General features: G+C 36.3%; 15 protein-coding genes, 1 pseudogene and 1 other annotated feature. Of the genes and pseudogenes, 14 read left to right on the plus strand and 2 right to left on the minus strand.

Translation table 11 applies throughout. The features are described 5' to 3' along the window. Positions 1-173 precede the first annotated feature (173 nt). From IC621_RS20040 to IC621_RS20070, 7 genes and pseudogenes are all read left to right on the plus strand, one after another. On the plus strand, positions 174-554 hold the full coding sequence (locus IC621_RS20040; protein ID WP_191160750.1) for a DUF3255 family protein: 381 nt from the start codon (positions 174-176) through the stop codon (positions 552-554). Between the two features lie 23 nt (positions 555-577). After that, on the plus strand, positions 578-1,024 hold the full coding sequence (locus tag IC621_RS20045) for a hypothetical protein (RefSeq protein WP_191160752.1): 447 nt from the start codon (positions 578-580) through the stop codon (positions 1,022-1,024). A gap of 1,058 nt (positions 1,025-2,082) precedes the next feature. Then, positions 2,083-3,552 (plus strand): glycoside hydrolase family 68 protein, encoded by a 1,470-nt coding sequence (locus IC621_RS20050; RefSeq protein ID WP_191160754.1) that lies wholly within the window; start codon positions 2,083-2,085, stop codon positions 3,550-3,552. A gap of 160 nt (positions 3,553-3,712) precedes the next feature. Next, positions 3,713-3,922: pseudogene (locus tag IC621_RS27250) on the plus strand (RDD family protein); the annotation flags it as partial. Between the two features lie 453 nt (positions 3,923-4,375). Then, positions 4,376-6,196: a LysM peptidoglycan-binding domain-containing protein gene (locus IC621_RS20060; protein ID WP_191160756.1), complete on the plus strand. Its 1,821-nt coding sequence runs from the start codon at positions 4,376-4,378 to the stop codon at positions 6,194-6,196. 329 nt (positions 6,197-6,525) lie between these two features. Beyond that, positions 6,526-7,191, plus strand: a complete 666-nt coding sequence (locus tag IC621_RS20065; protein ID WP_191160758.1) for a 5-bromo-4-chloroindolyl phosphate hydrolysis family protein — start codon at positions 6,526-6,528, stop codon at positions 7,189-7,191. Further along, the gene (locus tag IC621_RS20070; RefSeq protein ID WP_191160760.1) at positions 7,178-8,353 is read left to right on the plus strand and encodes a toxic anion resistance protein; all 1,176 of its coding nucleotides are present in this window, start codon (positions 7,178-7,180) and stop codon (positions 8,351-8,353) included. Before IC621_RS20065 ends, IC621_RS20070 begins: the two co-directional genes overlap by 14 nt. A gap of 96 nt (positions 8,354-8,449) precedes the next feature. Here IC621_RS20070 and IC621_RS20075 read toward each other — a convergent pair whose 3' ends face one another. After that, positions 8,450-8,842 carry a hypothetical protein gene (locus IC621_RS20075; RefSeq protein ID WP_191160763.1) on the minus strand — a complete coding sequence of 131 codons (393 nt, stop codon included), beginning with the start codon at positions 8,840-8,842 and terminating at the stop codon, positions 8,450-8,452. 457 nt (positions 8,843-9,299) lie between these two features. Continuing rightward, on the minus strand, positions 9,300-10,634 hold the full coding sequence (gene brnQ, locus IC621_RS20080; protein ID WP_191160765.1) for a branched-chain amino acid transport system II carrier protein: 1,335 nt from the start codon (positions 10,632-10,634) through the stop codon (positions 9,300-9,302). 46 nt (positions 10,635-10,680) lie between these two features. Continuing rightward, positions 10,681-10,925, minus strand: a binding site (T-box leader). A 272-nt stretch (positions 10,926-11,197) separates the two neighbouring features. Here brnQ and IC621_RS20085 point away from each other — a divergent pair. The 7 genes from IC621_RS20085 (at position 11,198) to IC621_RS20110 (ending at position 17,641) form a co-directional block, all read left to right on the plus strand. Next, on the plus strand, positions 11,198-11,428 hold the full coding sequence (locus tag IC621_RS20085; RefSeq protein ID WP_191160767.1) for an excisionase family DNA-binding protein: 231 nt from the start codon (positions 11,198-11,200) through the stop codon (positions 11,426-11,428). Positions 11,429-11,677: 249 nt separating this feature from the next. Further along, the gene (locus tag IC621_RS20090) at positions 11,678-12,514 is read left to right on the plus strand and encodes an NAD(P)H-hydrate dehydratase (protein WP_191160816.1); all 837 of its coding nucleotides are present in this window, start codon (positions 11,678-11,680) and stop codon (positions 12,512-12,514) included. Between the two features lie 678 nt (positions 12,515-13,192). Beyond that, positions 13,193-14,299 carry a GerAB/ArcD/ProY family transporter gene (locus tag IC621_RS20095; protein WP_191160769.1) on the plus strand — a complete coding sequence of 369 codons (1,107 nt, stop codon included), beginning with the start codon at positions 13,193-13,195 and terminating at the stop codon, positions 14,297-14,299. 91 nt (positions 14,300-14,390) lie between these two features. Next, positions 14,391-14,810 carry a GerAB/ArcD/ProY family transporter gene (locus IC621_RS26630; protein WP_224752679.1) on the plus strand — a complete coding sequence of 140 codons (420 nt, stop codon included), beginning with the start codon at positions 14,391-14,393 and terminating at the stop codon, positions 14,808-14,810. Beyond that, positions 14,795-15,124 carry a GerAB/ArcD/ProY family transporter gene (locus IC621_RS26635; RefSeq protein ID WP_318153095.1) on the plus strand — a complete coding sequence of 110 codons (330 nt, stop codon included), beginning with the start codon at positions 14,795-14,797 and terminating at the stop codon, positions 15,122-15,124. Before IC621_RS26630 ends, IC621_RS26635 begins: the two co-directional genes overlap by 16 nt. Before the next feature lie 166 nt (positions 15,125-15,290). Beyond that, entirely contained in the window at positions 15,291-16,385 is a 1,095-nt protein-coding gene (locus IC621_RS20105; RefSeq protein ID WP_191160771.1) for a GerAB/ArcD/ProY family transporter, read from the plus strand. Between the two features lie 149 nt (positions 16,386-16,534). Continuing rightward, on the plus strand, positions 16,535-17,641 hold the full coding sequence (locus IC621_RS20110) for a GerAB/ArcD/ProY family transporter (RefSeq protein WP_191160773.1): 1,107 nt from the start codon (positions 16,535-16,537) through the stop codon (positions 17,639-17,641). Positions 17,642-17,721 lie beyond the last annotated feature (80 nt).

The following is a 17,721-nucleotide window of genomic DNA, read 5'->3' on the forward strand; positions in this document are numbered from 1 at the left end:
ACATTCACATTTAACTCTTTAACTTTTAAAACTTCTTTCCCAAACAAAAACTGATAGAGACAAAACAGCTAATATTTGAAAAATATAACAGCTTAGTTTAATTAAAAAGTAATCTCTGATAAACTAGTGTTATTCTCTATATTTGGTAAAAATTTAAAAGAAAAGAGTTTAATATGATAAAAAAATTAACTATATTCGCAGGCTTATTAATGACAAGCTTCTTAGTAGGAGGATGCCAATCTAATGAGAAAAGGTTAGATGATACGCCCTTTTTTTATGGCACATGGGATGCGGGTTTTTTTGACGGGTACGAACCGTCCACAGTTACATTTGATGAAAACACTATCACTACCAAGCAATCGATTGATGGAAGACAAGTCGAACTGCCAAGAACTTACGAGATTGTTTCACAAAAATCAGATGGTTCAATTGAGATGATCTTTACAGGCCGTCCTAACCCTGTGACAAGCACCTTAATTAGAAACACCGATAATACTCTCACTTGGAACGTGTTTGGACAAACAAAAACAATGAAAAGGGTTGAACCAAAATAATGATCCATAAGGAGTAAAGATCTATGCAAAATAAAACTGCACAAAACCTGGTCTTAATAGGAATTGGTCTAAATATTATTCAGTGGGTCGTTGTTTTACTGGCGTTTCTCAAAATAAAAAGTCTTTTTGGGTCATATACAATAACGAACCCAAATGTGGTTAATGGTTCGATGCAATCTTTTTCATTTTGGCAAATGCTAGAATCAATGATTTATTCAGGAGCACCAATCAATATTATTGCTTTTACGGTTATCATTGTATGTATCTTCTATTTAGTGCTAAGTGCAATCTTTATCTTTTTAGAAATTATCGCGTATTTTAAAATCAGACAAAATAACGTTGCCTGGTCTACCTTTATTTTAGCCATGGGCTTTAAAAATATTTTGTTAGATATCTCAGGTGTGCCTTTTCTAGTTGCTGGTTTAATGATGTATAGAGGAAATAGAACGAAACAAATAGGGGAAGAGTAAACAGATTGGAATGCTCGATAAATTGTTTTCAAAGGTTTGAAAGTGATGTGCTTGAAGAAGTCTTGATTGCAATGGTGAAATATTGTTTGCAACCATTCTGCATTTTTTGGGAACAGATCCGATGAATCCGAAGGTGGAATTTAATACTATTTAAGAAGAGATGACTATTGGTTTCATCTTCTTTTTTTGTTCTTTACTACGATCGCATGCTGGAACAAAGAGGGAGGATGAAAGAAAACAGCAGGAGATGGATAATAAAAACAACTGTTTAAGAAACTTTGAGCCATTTTTACCCACTATTGGTCACATTTAGATTTCTTCGATTATTTATTACGATTTAAATAGGAAATTTGTTCCATTAATTTATAGAAACAGATTAACTTCAGCATGCTAAAAGTATCGTTATTGGCTTTTTTTTTATTTCAATCTTTTATCCTATATTCATTAATAGTCATGTAACAATTAAATATCTATGTAATATATGAAACGGCTCTATAGCAGGAATATAGGTATTTTCTTCCTCATATTCTACCAATATGATCCATTTATTATATAAATAGAACTTCAAAAATTGTTCATAAATAATGCATAGAAACTTATATTTAAACGTTTTCAAGCTATTAAATGAAGTTAAATAAACGATAACTTTATAAAAGTAAAAATTTAAATAAATAAGAAGGAGGGTATTCTTTACTTGTTTGAAAAAGTAAGGATAACTTAAGTCTTAGTTATATTTGGGCATAAAGGGGATGTTTATGTATCTGGTTCATTTGGCCTAGTTGACTTTAAATCATTCTTAAAGTAGTGTTGGTGTTGAAATTGGAACCGGTTCTCTTATTTCGAATTTTCGCTTTTTTTCATACGCAAATTATTTCAATAGATTTTTGAATGATTTGTTCGCTGAGTTTGATGCTTTGTCCAACTTAAGATTAAGGCAGTAGTTAACTCTCACTACTTCTTGGATTCTTCTAAGTTCGTGTAAACAGGGACAGAAGCTTTTTCAAAAATCAAACACTATTCATTTTAAAAAAAATATATCAAGGAAGAGGGAGAAAATTGTGAACTTCAAAAAAGTTGTAAAACAAGCAAGTGTGGTAACCTTTGCTACAACAATACTAGTAAGTGGCGGATTCCAAGCTTCTGCCAAAGAAAAGGACTTTAGAGATTACAATAAAAGCTATGGTATTTCACATATTACACGTGAAGATATGAGTGAAATGGCTTTACAACATGGCAATGAAAAATTTGAAGTGCCAAAATTTGATGAGAAAACAATAAAAAATATCCCTTCTGCAGAAGGATTAGATGTATGGGATACTTGGCCTCTGCAAAACGCTGATGGAACAGTAGCAGAATATAAAGGCTACCAAATCGTTTTTGGTCTGGCAGGAAACCCTAAAGACCCAAATGACACGTTTGTTTACATGTTTTACAAAAAAGAAGGCGACAATTCAATTAAAAACTGGAAAAATGCTGGTAAAGTATTTAAGGCTAGTGATAAATTCGGTCCAAATGATCCAATTCTAGACAAACAATCAGAAGAATGGTCAGGTTCTGCAACCTTAACATCTGATGGGGAAGTTCGCTTATTTTATACAAGCAGACAGAAAATGGAGCCAGAGGCAGGATATTATGGCAAACAAACCTTAACTACTGCTCAAGTCAACTTATCTCAACCAGATTCTACTACGCTGAAAGTTGAAGGTGTAGAAGATTACAAAACCATCTTTGATGGAGACGGAAAATACTATCAAACTGTTGATCAAGCTTTCGGTAACGGGGACTACTCTGATAATCATACATTAAGAGATCCTCACTATGTTGAAGAAAATGGTCGTAAATACCTTGTTTTTGAAGCAAACAGTGGAACGGAAGTTGGTTACCAAGGAGAGGAATCTCTGTATAATAAAGCATACTACAGTAAGAGCGAAGCTTTCTTCCAAGCAGAAAAAACTAAATTGCTGCAAAGTGATAAAAAGGACGCTGCTGAGTTAGCGAACGGTGTACTTGGGATTATTGAAATCAACGACGATTATTCGGTAAAAAAAGTAATGAAACCGTTGATTGGATCTAATACCGTAACAGATGAAATTGAAAGACCTAACATCTTTAAAAAAGATGGAAAATGGTACTTGTTCACTAGTTCAAGAGGATCTAAAATGACCATTGACGGGATTGATTCCAAAGATATTTACTTGTTAGGATACGTGTCAGATTCCTTATCTGAAGGATACAAACCTTTAAATAAAACGGGAATTGTGCTGCATCATGATCTAGATCCTTATGATGTTACTTGGAATTATGCACACTATGCGATTCCTCAAGAGTCAGGTGATAATGTAGTTGTCACAAGTTACATGACCAACAGAGGTTACTTTGAAGATCATAAATCTACCTTTGCTCCAAGCTTTTTACTTAACATTAAAGGATCCAAAACTTCTGTAGTGGAAGATAGTATCCTTGAACAAGGGCAAATATCAGTTAATGATGATGAAGATGATGACGAAGATGATGATGACAAAGAATAATAAAGTCTATCAAGCTGTTTAATTCCAAAAAATGTAATCTATATTTAAGAAGATAATTAAAAATTCATCCTCAGATTGAGGGAAAAGAAAATGGTGATAGTGTATCGCCATTTTCTTTTTTTACGCAATTTAAATGATGGAACAATGAACCCTTGGAAAAACAGCCCTCGGTCTAAAAATTACGGATGAAAATGGAAATCGAATTGGACTTTTGCGATCACTTGTAAAGTTTTTCAGCACATTTCTCAGCACTATCATTCTATTTATAGGGTACCTTATGGTAGCTTTTCATCCAGAAAAAAGAGCACTGCATGATTTGATCGCTGGTACCTATGTTATGAAAAGTTCAATAATAATTACTCGTACTTAGACTCCTTCCTTTAATTAAGCCTGACCTGAATTCTTTTAGGTTGGGCTTTTATTTATGAAAATTATATACCTGCAATCTTAAAGCCTATGCTTTTCTACTGCAAGTATTAACATGTTATAAAAAATTTATCTCGCGTAGTCACCATTCTCCATCTACTTCTTTAATATTTTTTGAAAAGCCTTCGCTTGAAAGGCAATTTTCTCGTACAGCTATTTCCATAAAGCAAAACAATAATTTAATTAGGAATCGACATAGGTTATGGTATTCTGACTATTTCCAAAGAAATAATTGTTGAAAAATCGATATTTGTAGAAAACTTTCTTGGAGTTTTATTAATTCAATGAATCTCAGACTTATACGAATAGTATATAGGTTTAGAAAGAGGTGCCATGTGTGAAAACAGGTCATCCTTTCTGGAGATTATTAATGGAATTTATATAAGGAAGTGGTAGGATGCAATTTTTTTATACAGTTCGTTCTGGTGATACGTTGTATCAGATTGCCAAGAGGTGGGAGCTTCCTGTAAGGTCGCTTATTGCTGCAAATAATTTACAGTCTCCTTACACAATTTTTGTTGGCCAGCAGTTGTCCATTCCACCAGGTGTAAATAAATACCGTGTGCAGGCTGGAGATTCAGTATTTCGGATTTCACAATTATTCGGGGTGCCTGTATCTGTGATTGTTGATGCTAACAAGCTTCAGATCCCCTATGTTATTCAGGTTGGCCAGCTGCTTGAAGTTCCACCTGGGGTTCCATATTATATTGTTCAACCAGGAGATACACTGTTTCAGATCGCCAGACGATATAATGTGATAACCGATGGAAATGCTAATCATGAGCTGATAAGGCAAGTAAACCGACTGCCCTCAGCTGATCTTTTCCCAGGAATGAAATTAATGATCCCTTATGCTCCTCCCGGTGATCATGGTTTGATTGCATATACTTCAGATCAGAGTGGCCATTACGATATATGGTTATATAACCCTAGAAATGGAGTAACGGTTCAACTGACAAATGAATTGGGAGAATCCTTTTCAGATCCGGAATGGTCACCAGACAGCACCAGAATCGCATTTATAGGAGAAAACAGAATTCTCTATGTCATTCATGTCCCAACAGGTTCCATCACCCGTATTGATCAATTGGAAGAAGAACCGGAATTTAGGTTAGATTGGTCACCTGGCAGCACATGGCTGGCTTATGTGAAGCGAGATCATATTGTCTTATATAATGTATTGACACACGAATCACAGAGCATCAATCAACCTGACGCATCAGATGTCAACTGGTTTCCAAACAGTTTAGAACTATTGTTTCAAGCACCAGATGCATCTGGCATTAGTCAACTGTTCAGGATTCGAACAGACGGAACTGGGAAGCAGCAAATAACAAGCAATACGGAAGGCCCTCTTCATAATGTTCATTTATCTTCAGATGGAACATTTGCCCTTTATACAACTCCAGGTGTCAGTATCTCAATTATTCATACAGTCGAGCTCGCAACAGGTAATATATTTGAGGTAAAAGGGGGACCGCTTGCTAAAAACTATTACCCTGAATGGTCCCCGGATTCATTGCGAATAGCCTATAGTGCAACTGCTTATGAAGAAAGAGGATATTTTTCTCAAATCAGAACTGTTAGAAGAAGAGGGGAAAATGACAGGGTATGGGCAATTTCTGATTGTTTTGCGACGCCTGTCACATGGTCGCCTGACGGAAGAAAAATTGCTTATCTATCGGGCTGTGAGGAACAAGAATTTGCTGATGAAATGTGGGTTATTGATCTAAATCATCCTGTACCAATTCGGCTAATAGAGGGAGTTACAATCATGGCTCTACAGTGGTCACCATCGCCGATCATTGAATTACCTAGAAAGCGATATACGAATCTTGTCTACAAGGTTAACTTTCAATATCCAGCATATTGGCAAAGAGTAAACAATGAACGATACGAAGGTGTTGACGGCTTTTTTCAAATTTCAGCTATTTCTGCAGATGAGAACATTCAAGAAGTGTGTCAAGCGGAAGCTTTTCATCAATTAATGCCTTATGGTTCAATGCCCCGAATAGTGAACACACAGATTCAAAACCAAGAGGCATGCTTCATTTTCCCATCCGCAGACCAGCCTGCAGAAATGAGGAAACAGGCAGCCCTGATTGCACGCTATCCAAAGCCTGTTGAAATACTAGAAACAGTTTACAATTACTTTATCTTATGGGCTGATCAGCCTCATATAAATGAAATCGCCTTGACACTCAATTTTATGGAATAACAAATGGAAGGGAAAAGTAGGAACCTTTTTAGGGCTTTCTGCTTTTTTTTGTAAGATCAAAATATTAAAGCACTAAAGGGTATATAGCTAATTCTTTCAATTGATTAAAAGTATCAACTGCCATAGAAAACCACCATTAACTCTTCAACAAAAACTACGACCTAAGCCCTAGAATATTTTACTTTCACAGTCTATAGAAAAAATAGCCATTTTCGTGTATTGTGAAAATAAGAAAGCCTATTTTCCCATACCTTTTGTTGAAAAACGAAACCTTAGGTCTATTCAATACGTAGTTTTAGAAAAGAGTTTATGTCAGGAGTCGATATACGATGAACTCACTTTTAACCTTTGTGGTTGGAATGATTATTGCTATCCCAACGGCAGTCTCTGTATGGCTGGTAAGCTATTTTGCTTTCGATCAAACCTTAATGCTTCCCGTTGCTCTTTCTTTTGGAGGAGGGATCCTTAGTTATGGATTAACCTCAGTTTTATTGAAGTACAATTTTTTGAAAAAACATCGTTTGACTAGAAGTGAATATCGCTATATAAAGAAAAATTTAGATGAAGCTAAGCCAAAAATTGATCGTTTAAATAAAGCCCTTTTCTCTATTTGGAATATCTCGTCATTAAAGCAAAGAGTTGATTTAATTAGAATTACAAGAAAAATCTACAGCTTGACTAAAAAAGAACCGAGGCGATTTTTCCAAGCAGAACGATTTTATTTTTCCCATTTGGATTCAGCAGTAGAGCTTACAGAAAAATTTGCTTTCCTATCCTCTCAACCGAAAAAAAGCCGTGAGCTTGATCAATCATTGCATGAAACAAACCAAACATTAAAGGAACTCCAACATACGATTGAACAAGATTTATATCAAGTTATTGAAGATGACATTAATCATTTGAATTTCGAAATCGATGTGGCCAAGCACACAATAAAATCATTAAAGGAGTCCCAATACCCAAAAAAGGCAGGAGATCTTAATGAACGAAAATAAACAAACTTCGTTTAATAATAAAAAAGATTCCGATTTAATGGATGATCTGCTTTCAAATCCATTTGGTGAAAATCAAAAAGCAGTGAATATTCAAACGGAGACCAACACACCAGTTAGACTTATTGACGTCATTCCAGAAGAAAATAAGGCCAAGGCTTATCAACTAGCAGAACAGATTGATCCAAAGAATCATCAAGCGATGATCACCTATGGTGCTCCTGCGCAAACGAAGCTATTGTCTTTCTCAAACACAATGCTTGAGCATGTCAAAAAGAAAGACATTGGTGAGGTAGGAACGATTATCAGCGACTTAATGAAGAAGCTGGATGATGTGAACCCAGATGAATTAAAAGCAGGAAAGCCATCCTTAATTGGACGCATGTTTGGGAAGATTACTGGTTCTGTCCAAGAAGTCCTCTCAAGATATCAAAAAACAGGGGCACAAATTGACAGAATTAGTGTGAAGCTTGATAGCAGTAAAGATGTCCTATTATCAGATATCGTTATGCTTGAAAAGCTTTATGAAAACAACAAACAATATTTTCAAGCTTTAAACGTATACATTGCAGCAGGTGAATTAAAGCTGGAGGAATTGAATGGAAAGACGATTCCAGAGCTTAAACAGGCAGCAGAGTTAGCAAATGACCAAATGAAGGTGCAAGAAGTAAATGATATGGTTCAATTTGCTGAACGATTGGACAAACGTCTCCATGACCTAAAGCTGAGCCGGGAGATTACCATTCAAAGTGCGCCGCAAATTCGACTTATTCAAAACACAAACCAGGCGCTTGTTGAAAAAATTCAATCTTCCATCATGACAGCTATCCCGCTGTGGAAAAATCAGGTGGCGATTGCACTGACACTAATCAGGCAACGCCATGCAGTTGAAGCCCAAAAACAGGTTTCCAAAACAACGAATGAATTATTATTAAAAAATGCCGAAATGCTAAAAACAAATACAATTGAAACGGCAAAAGAAAATGAACGCGGCTTAATCGACATTGAAACATTGAAGAAAACGCAAGAAAATTTACTTTCGACATTGGAAGAAACATTAAGAATTCAAGAGGATGGGCGTAACAAACGCCGTCAGGCCGAGAATGAACTAGCTTTAATGGAAACTGGTTTAAGACAGAAGTTGCTGGAGGTTAAGGGGAAATAAAGTAAGATATTCCTTCAGAGAATTAAACTTATGAATTCAAAATAAAAAAAGCAGCAGAGTCCTTGAGGCTCCTGCTGCTTTTCATTTTCCAAGGAATTAAAAGCCATCTTCTCCGCCTGAAAACGAAATGTTAAGTCTGTTTTCTACTGTACGTAATCTTTGATTTAATCTGTTTAGACGGCGTGTATGGCGCTCATCATTTTGATTTAGTCGGTTAACCTCTTGGTTAAGCCTTGTTATTTCTCGATTCAATCGAGTAATTTCCTGGTTTTGACGGTTATTTTCTCTGTCTAGTCTATTAATTTCCCTTGCTTGCTGCTCATGTTGCCTTTCAAGCGTCCTAACCCTTCTTTCAAGTGCCTGAGTTTGGGGCTGCTGTCTATCCGGAGTATATTGCTCTTGTTGATGGATATAAGGATTATAGTGATATTGCATATATGGTTGAGTTTGTTGTTTGATATTTTCATGGTAATAATTATATGGATACATTTGACCAACTCTCCTCAATTTTTTGTTGGGATAAATACCCTATAACTTATGTAAAAAACCCTATAGTGACAGGGCAGACGCCTAAAAACCTCTCCAAAAGTATATTTGGAAATTAAGATGCCATTATAGTTCAGTGAAGAGAGTTTTAGGGAAGTCTTTTACATGAACTTATACCAGCTTTAGATAGGAATAGACACATAGCTTCAATATTGTAAAATTATTGCTGATTTCCCGAGAAATAATTGTAGAAATATCAATATTTGTAAAGATGTTTGTTGTAGTTATATTGATTTATTGAAATTCTGCTGTTATTTGACAAGGTTTTTATACAATTAAAAAGTAGAGCGCAAAAAAGTCGAATTAGCTTTGAATGTCACCCATTGAGCTCACTGTTGTGTAAAGGAGGATAGGGGATGCAGCAATCCCCCAAGTAGATCCCAAGTCTATTAGTAGCTATCTATGAAACTTTAGCATCCACTTCTTCGACTTCATCTGGTTTCTTGCTGAAATGGCTTAAAGCCATTCCAATCCCAGTACCAACAATCGCCGGGACAACCCATTCCAACCCAACGGAGGAAAGGGGAAGGACATTTCGCACTGTTTGAAGTGGTCCAAGATTGAAGCCGAATGCATTTAACCCTCCGATGACAGCAAAGACCCCCGTGAATCCAATCGCACAGCCATAAACATTTTTAGAATTCTTAAAGAAATGATTAAAAAGTGTAAGTGTAATAAGCACAATTGTTATCGGATATGCTGTAACAAGAAATGGTACAGATACCTTCAAAATCTCAGCTAGACCTAAATTTGAAAGTGTAAATCCGATAAGTGTGACGGCTAGGACAATGGTTTTGTAGCTTGCTTTTGGAATAAGCTTTGAGAAGTATTGGCCGCAGGCCGTTGTTAAGCCGACTACTGTTGTAAAGCAGGCCAATGTAAAAATAAAGCCGAGCAAGGTTTTTCCGCCTGCACCTAATAATAGAGTAGACGCTGAAGTCAAGATTCTCGTACCACTGTCAAAAGAACCTTCTGCTGCCATTTTTCCGCCAATTAATCCTAGACTGATATAAACCAATGATAGTAATACGCCAGCAATCATACTTGCTTTCAGTGTAAAGCTTGTTAACTGTTTTCGGTCTGTTACGCCTCTTTTTTGAATGGATGTGAGAATAACAATACCGAAGGCTAAGGCAGCGAGTGCGTCCATAGTAGAATAGCCTTCAATAAAACCTTTGAAAAAAGCTCCGTTTTCATAGTCTGCTGATGGCGATTGGTATGGCGCATCCAGCTTTATAAAGCCTGATACACATAAGACAATAATGGATAAAAGCAAAACCGGAGTTATCCAGCGTCCCATGTATTTCTCCATTTTGGACGGGTTTAAGCTGATCACATAAACAAGTAGAAAGAAAATAGCAGAATATAAAAGTAAGGTGATAGGTGAGTTCCAAGTTTCATTTATAAATGGCTTTACACCCATTTCATATGCTACATTTGCATTTCTGGGAATTGCGAGAAAGGGACCAATCGATAAATAAACGATCACTATAAACACTGTACTGAAAAGGGGATGGACACGATTTCCAATCGTTTGCGCCCCGCCTTTCACAAGTGAAACAGCAAACAAAACAGCAAAGGGCAGCCCAACCCCGGTGAGAATAAAGCCTAAGATGGAAAGCCAGAAGGATGTGCCAGATTGGACTCCTAAGTAAGGAGGGAAGATTAGGTTTCCTGCTCCAAAAAACATAGAAAATAACATGAATCCAATAAATAAAGTGTCTAATTTCTTCATTGTAATCTCTCCTTGTATAGTAAGAAAATAAAAAACCCGTCCCTAAAAAAGGGACGAGTTTGTGCTCGCGTTACCACCCATTTTCTAGCAGTGTCAAAATACACTGCAGCTCTCAGTCAACGTACATTCATACGTAGTCCATTGTAACGGCGGAACCCCGTCAAAGCTTACTATTTTCAGCTTTGCATCTCAGAGATGACTTTCGGACAAGTTCTGATCACGGCTCTCACCAAACGCCGATTCTCTGTAAAAACAGATTTCTTATCTTACTCTTCTCGTCATTAATTTTTATTATTATAAAATAATTTAATCAGAAGGAAATAAATGTGTCAATTCATTTTTTATCACTTCTGATAAATCCTCTATTCTTTGCACTAGAGCATCTTTTGCAAACACGTCATCTCATCCATGTTTCTACTACATTCAGCCTTAAAATATAAAAAACCGCTTTCTTTGTAAGTTGAACAAATTGAGAGGAGAGCGGATAATGAGAATATCAAATCTAATTTTCTTATTAGCTCATAAAACCGTTAGTCATAAATTTTATAAAGGAATGATCTGAATTGTACCTTACTATAAAAGAAGCCGCCGAGTACTTGGATCTCTCAGAATCCAATATTGAGAACCTTATATTGCAGCGAAAAGTCCGGGCTGTTCATGATGGGGACCAGTATCTAGTTTTCAAGGACCAATTCAAAAGTCATCTAGAACAGGTAGAAAAATATAAGAAGCTGGTAGAAGAGGTTTTAAATGAACCAATCCCTGAGGATATAGATGTGAAGGATGAAGACTGATATAGAGATATAATGAAAAGAAAGCGTTTTCATGTTAACATTATCTGATTTAAAGTAATTAAATATTAATATATCCATGTTTATGTCCCTGTTCAATCAAAGAGCCTAACCTGATCTGAAGGGCTCTACCTAGATGGACACACCTTGGACTTTTTGTTCATTTTATAGGGGGCTTTTTTATGTAGTCGTTTAAAACATCTCATTAATTGGAATATGAAAAGTAAGTAGAAAGGAGGGGCCATAATCTTGATAGAGAACAAAGCACAATATTGGACAAACGAACACGTTCATTCTACTCTGCCAAAAAGAGAGGAATCCAGTCATAAAGGAACTTATGGAACAGGGCTGTTACTAGCAGGAAGTGATGATATGCCAGGTGCAGCGTTATTGTCCGGGCTGGCAGCGATGCGGAGCGGGATTGGCAAGCTTGTCATTGGCACAACAGAAAGAGTCATTCCTATGGTTGTTCCTGCGTTGCCTGAAGCGACATATTGGTGTGACGGCTTTACAAAAGCTGCAGATGAAGAATCTTCCTTTGAAGACTATCGGGCAATCGCTGTCGGTCCTGGATTAGCCGCCGATAGGAAGATGGAAAATACGGTCCAGCAATTATTAAAAGCAGGTTGTCCAGTCGTTCTGGATGCTGGAGCACTGTCTAATCGATCCTACCCTAAAAGGGAGGACCCTACAATCCTAACTCCTCATCCTGGTGAGTTTGCAAGAATTACTGGGGTAGAGGTCGCCGACTTTCAGCAAAAAAGAACCTATAATGCTTCCAAGTGGGCTAGAAAACTTGGAGTAACAATCGTGCTTAAAGGAAATGAAACAGTTATTGCTTTTCCAGATGGAGAAGCTTGGAGAAATCCAACTGGAGGCAGTGCGCTCGCAAAGGGAGGTACTGGTGACACCTTAACGGGAATGATTCTTGGCATGCTTTGCTGCCATGAAAACTGGAAACATGCTGTCTTAAATGCCATTTATCTACATGGAGCATGTGCGGATGAATGGACGAAAAGTCGATCAAGTCATACACTTTTAGCGCATGAGCTTTCAGACCTATTGCCTGAAGTTTGGGGAAAGTACTGATAAAATTTAAGCCCAACTAAACAGCAAGTTTGTAGTTGGGCTTTTTAAGTGATTTTCAATTTCTTCACATCCAATCTCTAGTTGTCAGGCTTTTGTTCTTTTGTTTCGATGACTGACTGCTTTTAAAATAAATAATTTGTCCTGTTTAGTCAGCATTCGCCAGCTTCTTACTCGAATTCTCATCGCAGTTTCCTCCTCCTTCTATGTCTATTATTTTGACTCTTTTCTTATCTATACCGCTTTTTCCTCTCAATAAAACAAATAACCTTTCTGCATAATGTTTATATTTTCGATTTTTTCTTAGTAATTTAGAGAGAATTCTTTGTATTTGTTGCCAAATTTTGTATAAAGCACAAATTTTGTTGAATTCTTTTTTGATTAAATCAAAAATATCCTCGTTCCAACAGATGCGGATTAGAGGGACAATTCAAGATCCAGCTTCTAACTCGATACTGAAGGTCTCAATCCTTTTCGTCCCCAAGGAGCTTCTAAAGCTTTTCGTGACTCGGCCTATTTATAAAGAATGCAAACTCAGCTTGAATAACAACTCTTTATCGGGAAACAATAACCAAAAGTTAAATGTTTATAAAAAAATGCCAATGATTATTTTTTTTACCGAGCCGGAAATTCACTAATTCTATGTTTACTTAGTGATGCTGACTAAGCAGGGAGCGGACCATGAAACAGTCAAAAATAAGTGCACTCCAACTTTTTTATGTCATGATTGGTTTTGAAATAGGAAATACGATGATTTTTGGAAGAGGACTTAAAGCAGGGCAGGATGCCTGGTTAACGACTTTGATAGGTATGTTATTCGGTTTGATTTTAATGTTTGTGTATATAAAATTAACTGAGTATTATCCAGGTGATACATTAATCCAGATGATTCCAAAGATTATTGGGAAATTTCTTTCATTCCCGCTGATTTTGATTTATATTTGTTATTTCACCTTGCTTGCTTCAACCGCTTGCCGAGACTTTGGGGAACTGATTGCCTCAACAATTTTAGTTCAAACTCCAATTGTTATCGTAATCGGGTCCTTTATGGTGTTAATGATTTATTGTCTGCGCGGTGGTGTTGAAGCCTTTGGCCGAATGGGGGAAGTGGTGTTTCCTATATACATTCTTTCTCTATTGGTGATTTGGATTCTTGTAATAAGTTCTGAGCCATTTAATTTAAAAAATATGACTCCTATATTAGGAGATGGTATAAAGCCAGTATTGGAAGAGGTATTTCCGGATGTCATCACTTTTCCATTTGGAGAAACAATTATCATTACAATGTTTTTTCCCGCGTTAAACAAGAATAAATATATCAAATTGGCAGGGTTGTCTGTCATCCTTATTGGAGGCATCATGCTAACTATTAATGCAATCCTTAACATTGCAGTTTTAGGGCCTGAAGTATACAGTAAATATCAATTCCCCCTCCTTTCGGCTACAAGGATCGTTTCGATTGCGGATTTTCTTGAACGGTTTGATGTCCTTATCATCCTAATGATTGTAGCTGGGGTGTTTTTTAAAGTTGGGGGTTGGACATATGGTGCTGTAGTCGGTATCTCCCAATTATTTAAACTAAAAAATCAACGCTCTGTCTTTCTAGGGATAGGAACCATTATCATCCCCTTTTCGTTAATTTACGCTTCGAACTTTGTTGAATTCACAGGAAATTTGCGGATTTTTATTACGAACTATTTACATGTGCCCCTGCAAATTGTCATACCGATTTTATTGTTATGCATTGCCTTTATTCGAAAAAAATTAAATTCTAGTAATTCCTCTTAACCCAAATAATTTATCATGCTGTCAAATACCACCAGGATAACAAATAAGTTTTTAAGAAAAAAGCGTTTATACATACCTACGGGGGATGATAATGAAACAGGCAAAAATAAGTACACTCCAGCTTCTCTATGTAATGGTAGGGTTTGAATTTGGAACTGTGATGATTTTGGGGGCAGGGGGAGAAGCAAAGCAAGATGCATGGGTTGTAATAGTGACGGCAATGATCTTCAGTTTGCTCTTAATGGGCATCTGCACAAAATTAGCCGCTTTTTATCCAGATGATACATTGGTTCAGATGATGTCTAAAATTATCGGGAAATTTTTTTCTTTCCCATTGATTTTGATTTATATTTTCTATTTTACATACCTTGCGGCAAGAGGATGCAGAGATTTTGGGGAATTAATCGTCTCAACAATTTTAGTTGATACTCCGATCGCTGTCGTGAACGGAAGCTTTATCGTGTTCCCCTTCTCTCCGCTACAAGGATTAATTCTATTGCCGATTTTCTAGAACGCTTTGATGTTCTAGTCTTCCTAATGATTTTAGCTGGTGTATTTTTTAAAGTTGGAAGCTGGACATTCGGAGCTGCTGTTGCCATCTCACAATTATACAATTTAAAACAAACTCGGTCTGTACTAATCGGCATTGGGTTAATTATTACTCCGCTATCACTAATAATAGCTAGTGATTTTGTTGAACACTTAGAGATTGGTTTGGAAATAATTATGTTATATCTCCATGTTCCCTTACAAATCCTTCTCCCCCTATTACTGTTATGCATCGGAATTATTCGTAATAAATTCCATCCACGAAAGAACTCTTAATTTGTAATTTTTTTCAAATTGCACAAATGACCTCTTCATTTAACTTTCAACTATTCAGAAATCATTTGTATAACAAATTCACCTATAGAAAATAGTAAACAGAAGAGAATGCTTCAAATGTGAAGTGATCAGAGGCTTTTTTACGCAGCATAAGGGAGAATAAATAGTGAAACAGGCTAAAATAAGTGGACTTCAACTTTTTTATGTCATTCTTGGATTTATGTTAGGAACCACAATGATTTTGGGATTAGGTGCAAAAGCAAAGCAGGATGCATGGTTGGTCATTTTGATTAGTATGCTGTGCGGTTTGATTTTGATGGGGATTTTTACGCAACTATCGGCCTATTATCCAGAAGATACACTTGTTGAAATGATCCCTAAAATTATCGGAAAATATCTTTCCTTTCCGTTAATTATAATGTATATCCTTTATTTTATTTATTCTGCTGCAAGGGCATGCAGAGATTTTGGGGAATTGATCGTCTCAACAATTTTAGTTGGTACTCCAACTGTTGTTGTGATCGGAGGCTTTATGGTGTTAATGATCTATTGCCTTCGAGGTGGAGTTGAGACGTTTGGAAGAATGGGAGAAGTGGTGTTTCCTACTTACATTTTCTCACTGGTTGCCGTTTGGATACTATTAATGGGTATTGAACAATTTGAACTTAAAAATCTTACTCCTGTATTAGGAAACGGAATAAAACCAATCGTAAAAGAAGTATTTCCTGGTGGGTTAAACTTTCCATTTGGTGAAACGGTTATCATCTTAATGTTTTTTCCTTTTTTAAACAAAATGCAAAATGTTAGAAAGGTGGGCATGTCCATCATTTTTGTTGGTGGGATATTGCTTGCAGTTAATTTGATTATGATACTGTCTGTTCTAGGGGCAGAAATTTTCACCAAGGATTTTTTTCCACTCCTCTCAGCTGCCCGGATGGTTTCCATAGCCGACTTTCTTGAACGATTTGACGCATTAATTATTTTAATGATGGTAACAGGAGTGTTTTTTAAGGTTGGTGGATGGACATTTGGGGCTGCTGTTGCCATCTCGCAAGTATTCAAGTTAAAACAAACTCGATCTCTATTTCTCGCCTTGGGTATCATTATTACTCCCTTATCACTTATAATTGGAAGCAATTTTGTTGAACATTTAGAAATTGGATTTGAATATTTTATTCCTTATTTCCTTCTTCCCTTACAAACAATTATTCCAATATTACTGCTATGCATTGCGTTTATTCGTAAAAAATTTAACCTCTGAAAATACTGTTAATTTGACCATTCTTAATAACAATTAGACACCTCTATGTATAACATGATTTCTTATGGAAAACAGTAACATAAGGGAATATTACCAAAAATGTAGTTTGTCCTTGAAAAAGCTTTTAAGCAGCTTAAGGAGATTTAATTGTGAAACAGACGAAAATAAGTGGGCTTCAACTTTTATATGTAATGGTTGGATACCAATTAGGGACCGCAATGATATTAGGCATTGGACCACAAGCAAAGCAGGATGCATGGGCAGTTGTAGTGATCGGTATGTTTTCCGGTCTGATCCTAATGGGTGTCTATGTAAAATTAGCAGCCCATTACCCTGACGATACATTGGTTCAGATTATACCTAGAATTATCGGAAAATACCTTTCGTATCCAATTATCATTATGTATATTTTTCATTTCACCTATTCTGCCGCAAGAGCCTGCCGAGAATTAGGAGATCTGCTCACCTCGTCCATATTGATTAGTACCCCAAATGTTGTCGTAATTGGATTCTTTATGGTGTTAATGCTCTATTGTCTTCATGGTGGAGTTGAGACTTTCGGACGAATGGGGGAGCTCGTGTTTCCTGTTTATATTTTTTCATTAATTGTCATTTGGATTCTTTTATTAACTATTGAACAATTCGATTTTAATAATCTTTCCCCCATATTAGGTAACGGTGTAAAACCGGTATTACAAGAGGCGTTTCCTCAAAACATAAATTTTCCATTTGGAGAAACAATTATATTCATGATGTTTTTTCCTTTTTTAAAAAGTAAGGGGAAAGTTATGCAATTAAGCATGACCGGAATTCTGATTGGAGGTATGTTGTTAACGGTAAACTCCATAATGATGATATCCACTTTGGGTCCGGAGATCTACAAGAAAGAATTTTTTCTACTATTATCAGCTGCCCGGATGGTTTCGATAGCAGACTTTCTTGAGCGTTTTGATGCACTTGTTATTTTATTGATGGTAACAGGGGTATTTTTAAAAGTAGGTGGTTTTACATTTGGAGCAGCGGTAGCTATCACTCAATTATTTAAGTTAACCAGTCCGATTGTGATCCTTCTCCCATTGTTCACAATTATTACTCCATTGGCGCTCATTAGCGGAACTAGCTATGTTGAACATTTAGAAATTGGAACAAAGATTTTTGTTCCCTATTTTCATACCGTATTACAAATCATTATCCCAGTATTACTGCTATGCATTGCGTTTATTCGTAAAAAATTCAACCTCGGAAATTCCCGTTAATTTGACCTTACTTAATAACAATTAAACACCTCTATGTATAACATGATTTCTAATGGAAAACAGTAAACAGAAGGGGATGT

This window comes from Metabacillus arenae (assembly GCF_014773385.1).
In the GTDB taxonomy this organism is placed as follows: domain Bacteria; phylum Bacillota; class Bacilli; order Bacillales; family Bacillaceae; genus Metabacillus_D; species Metabacillus_D arenae.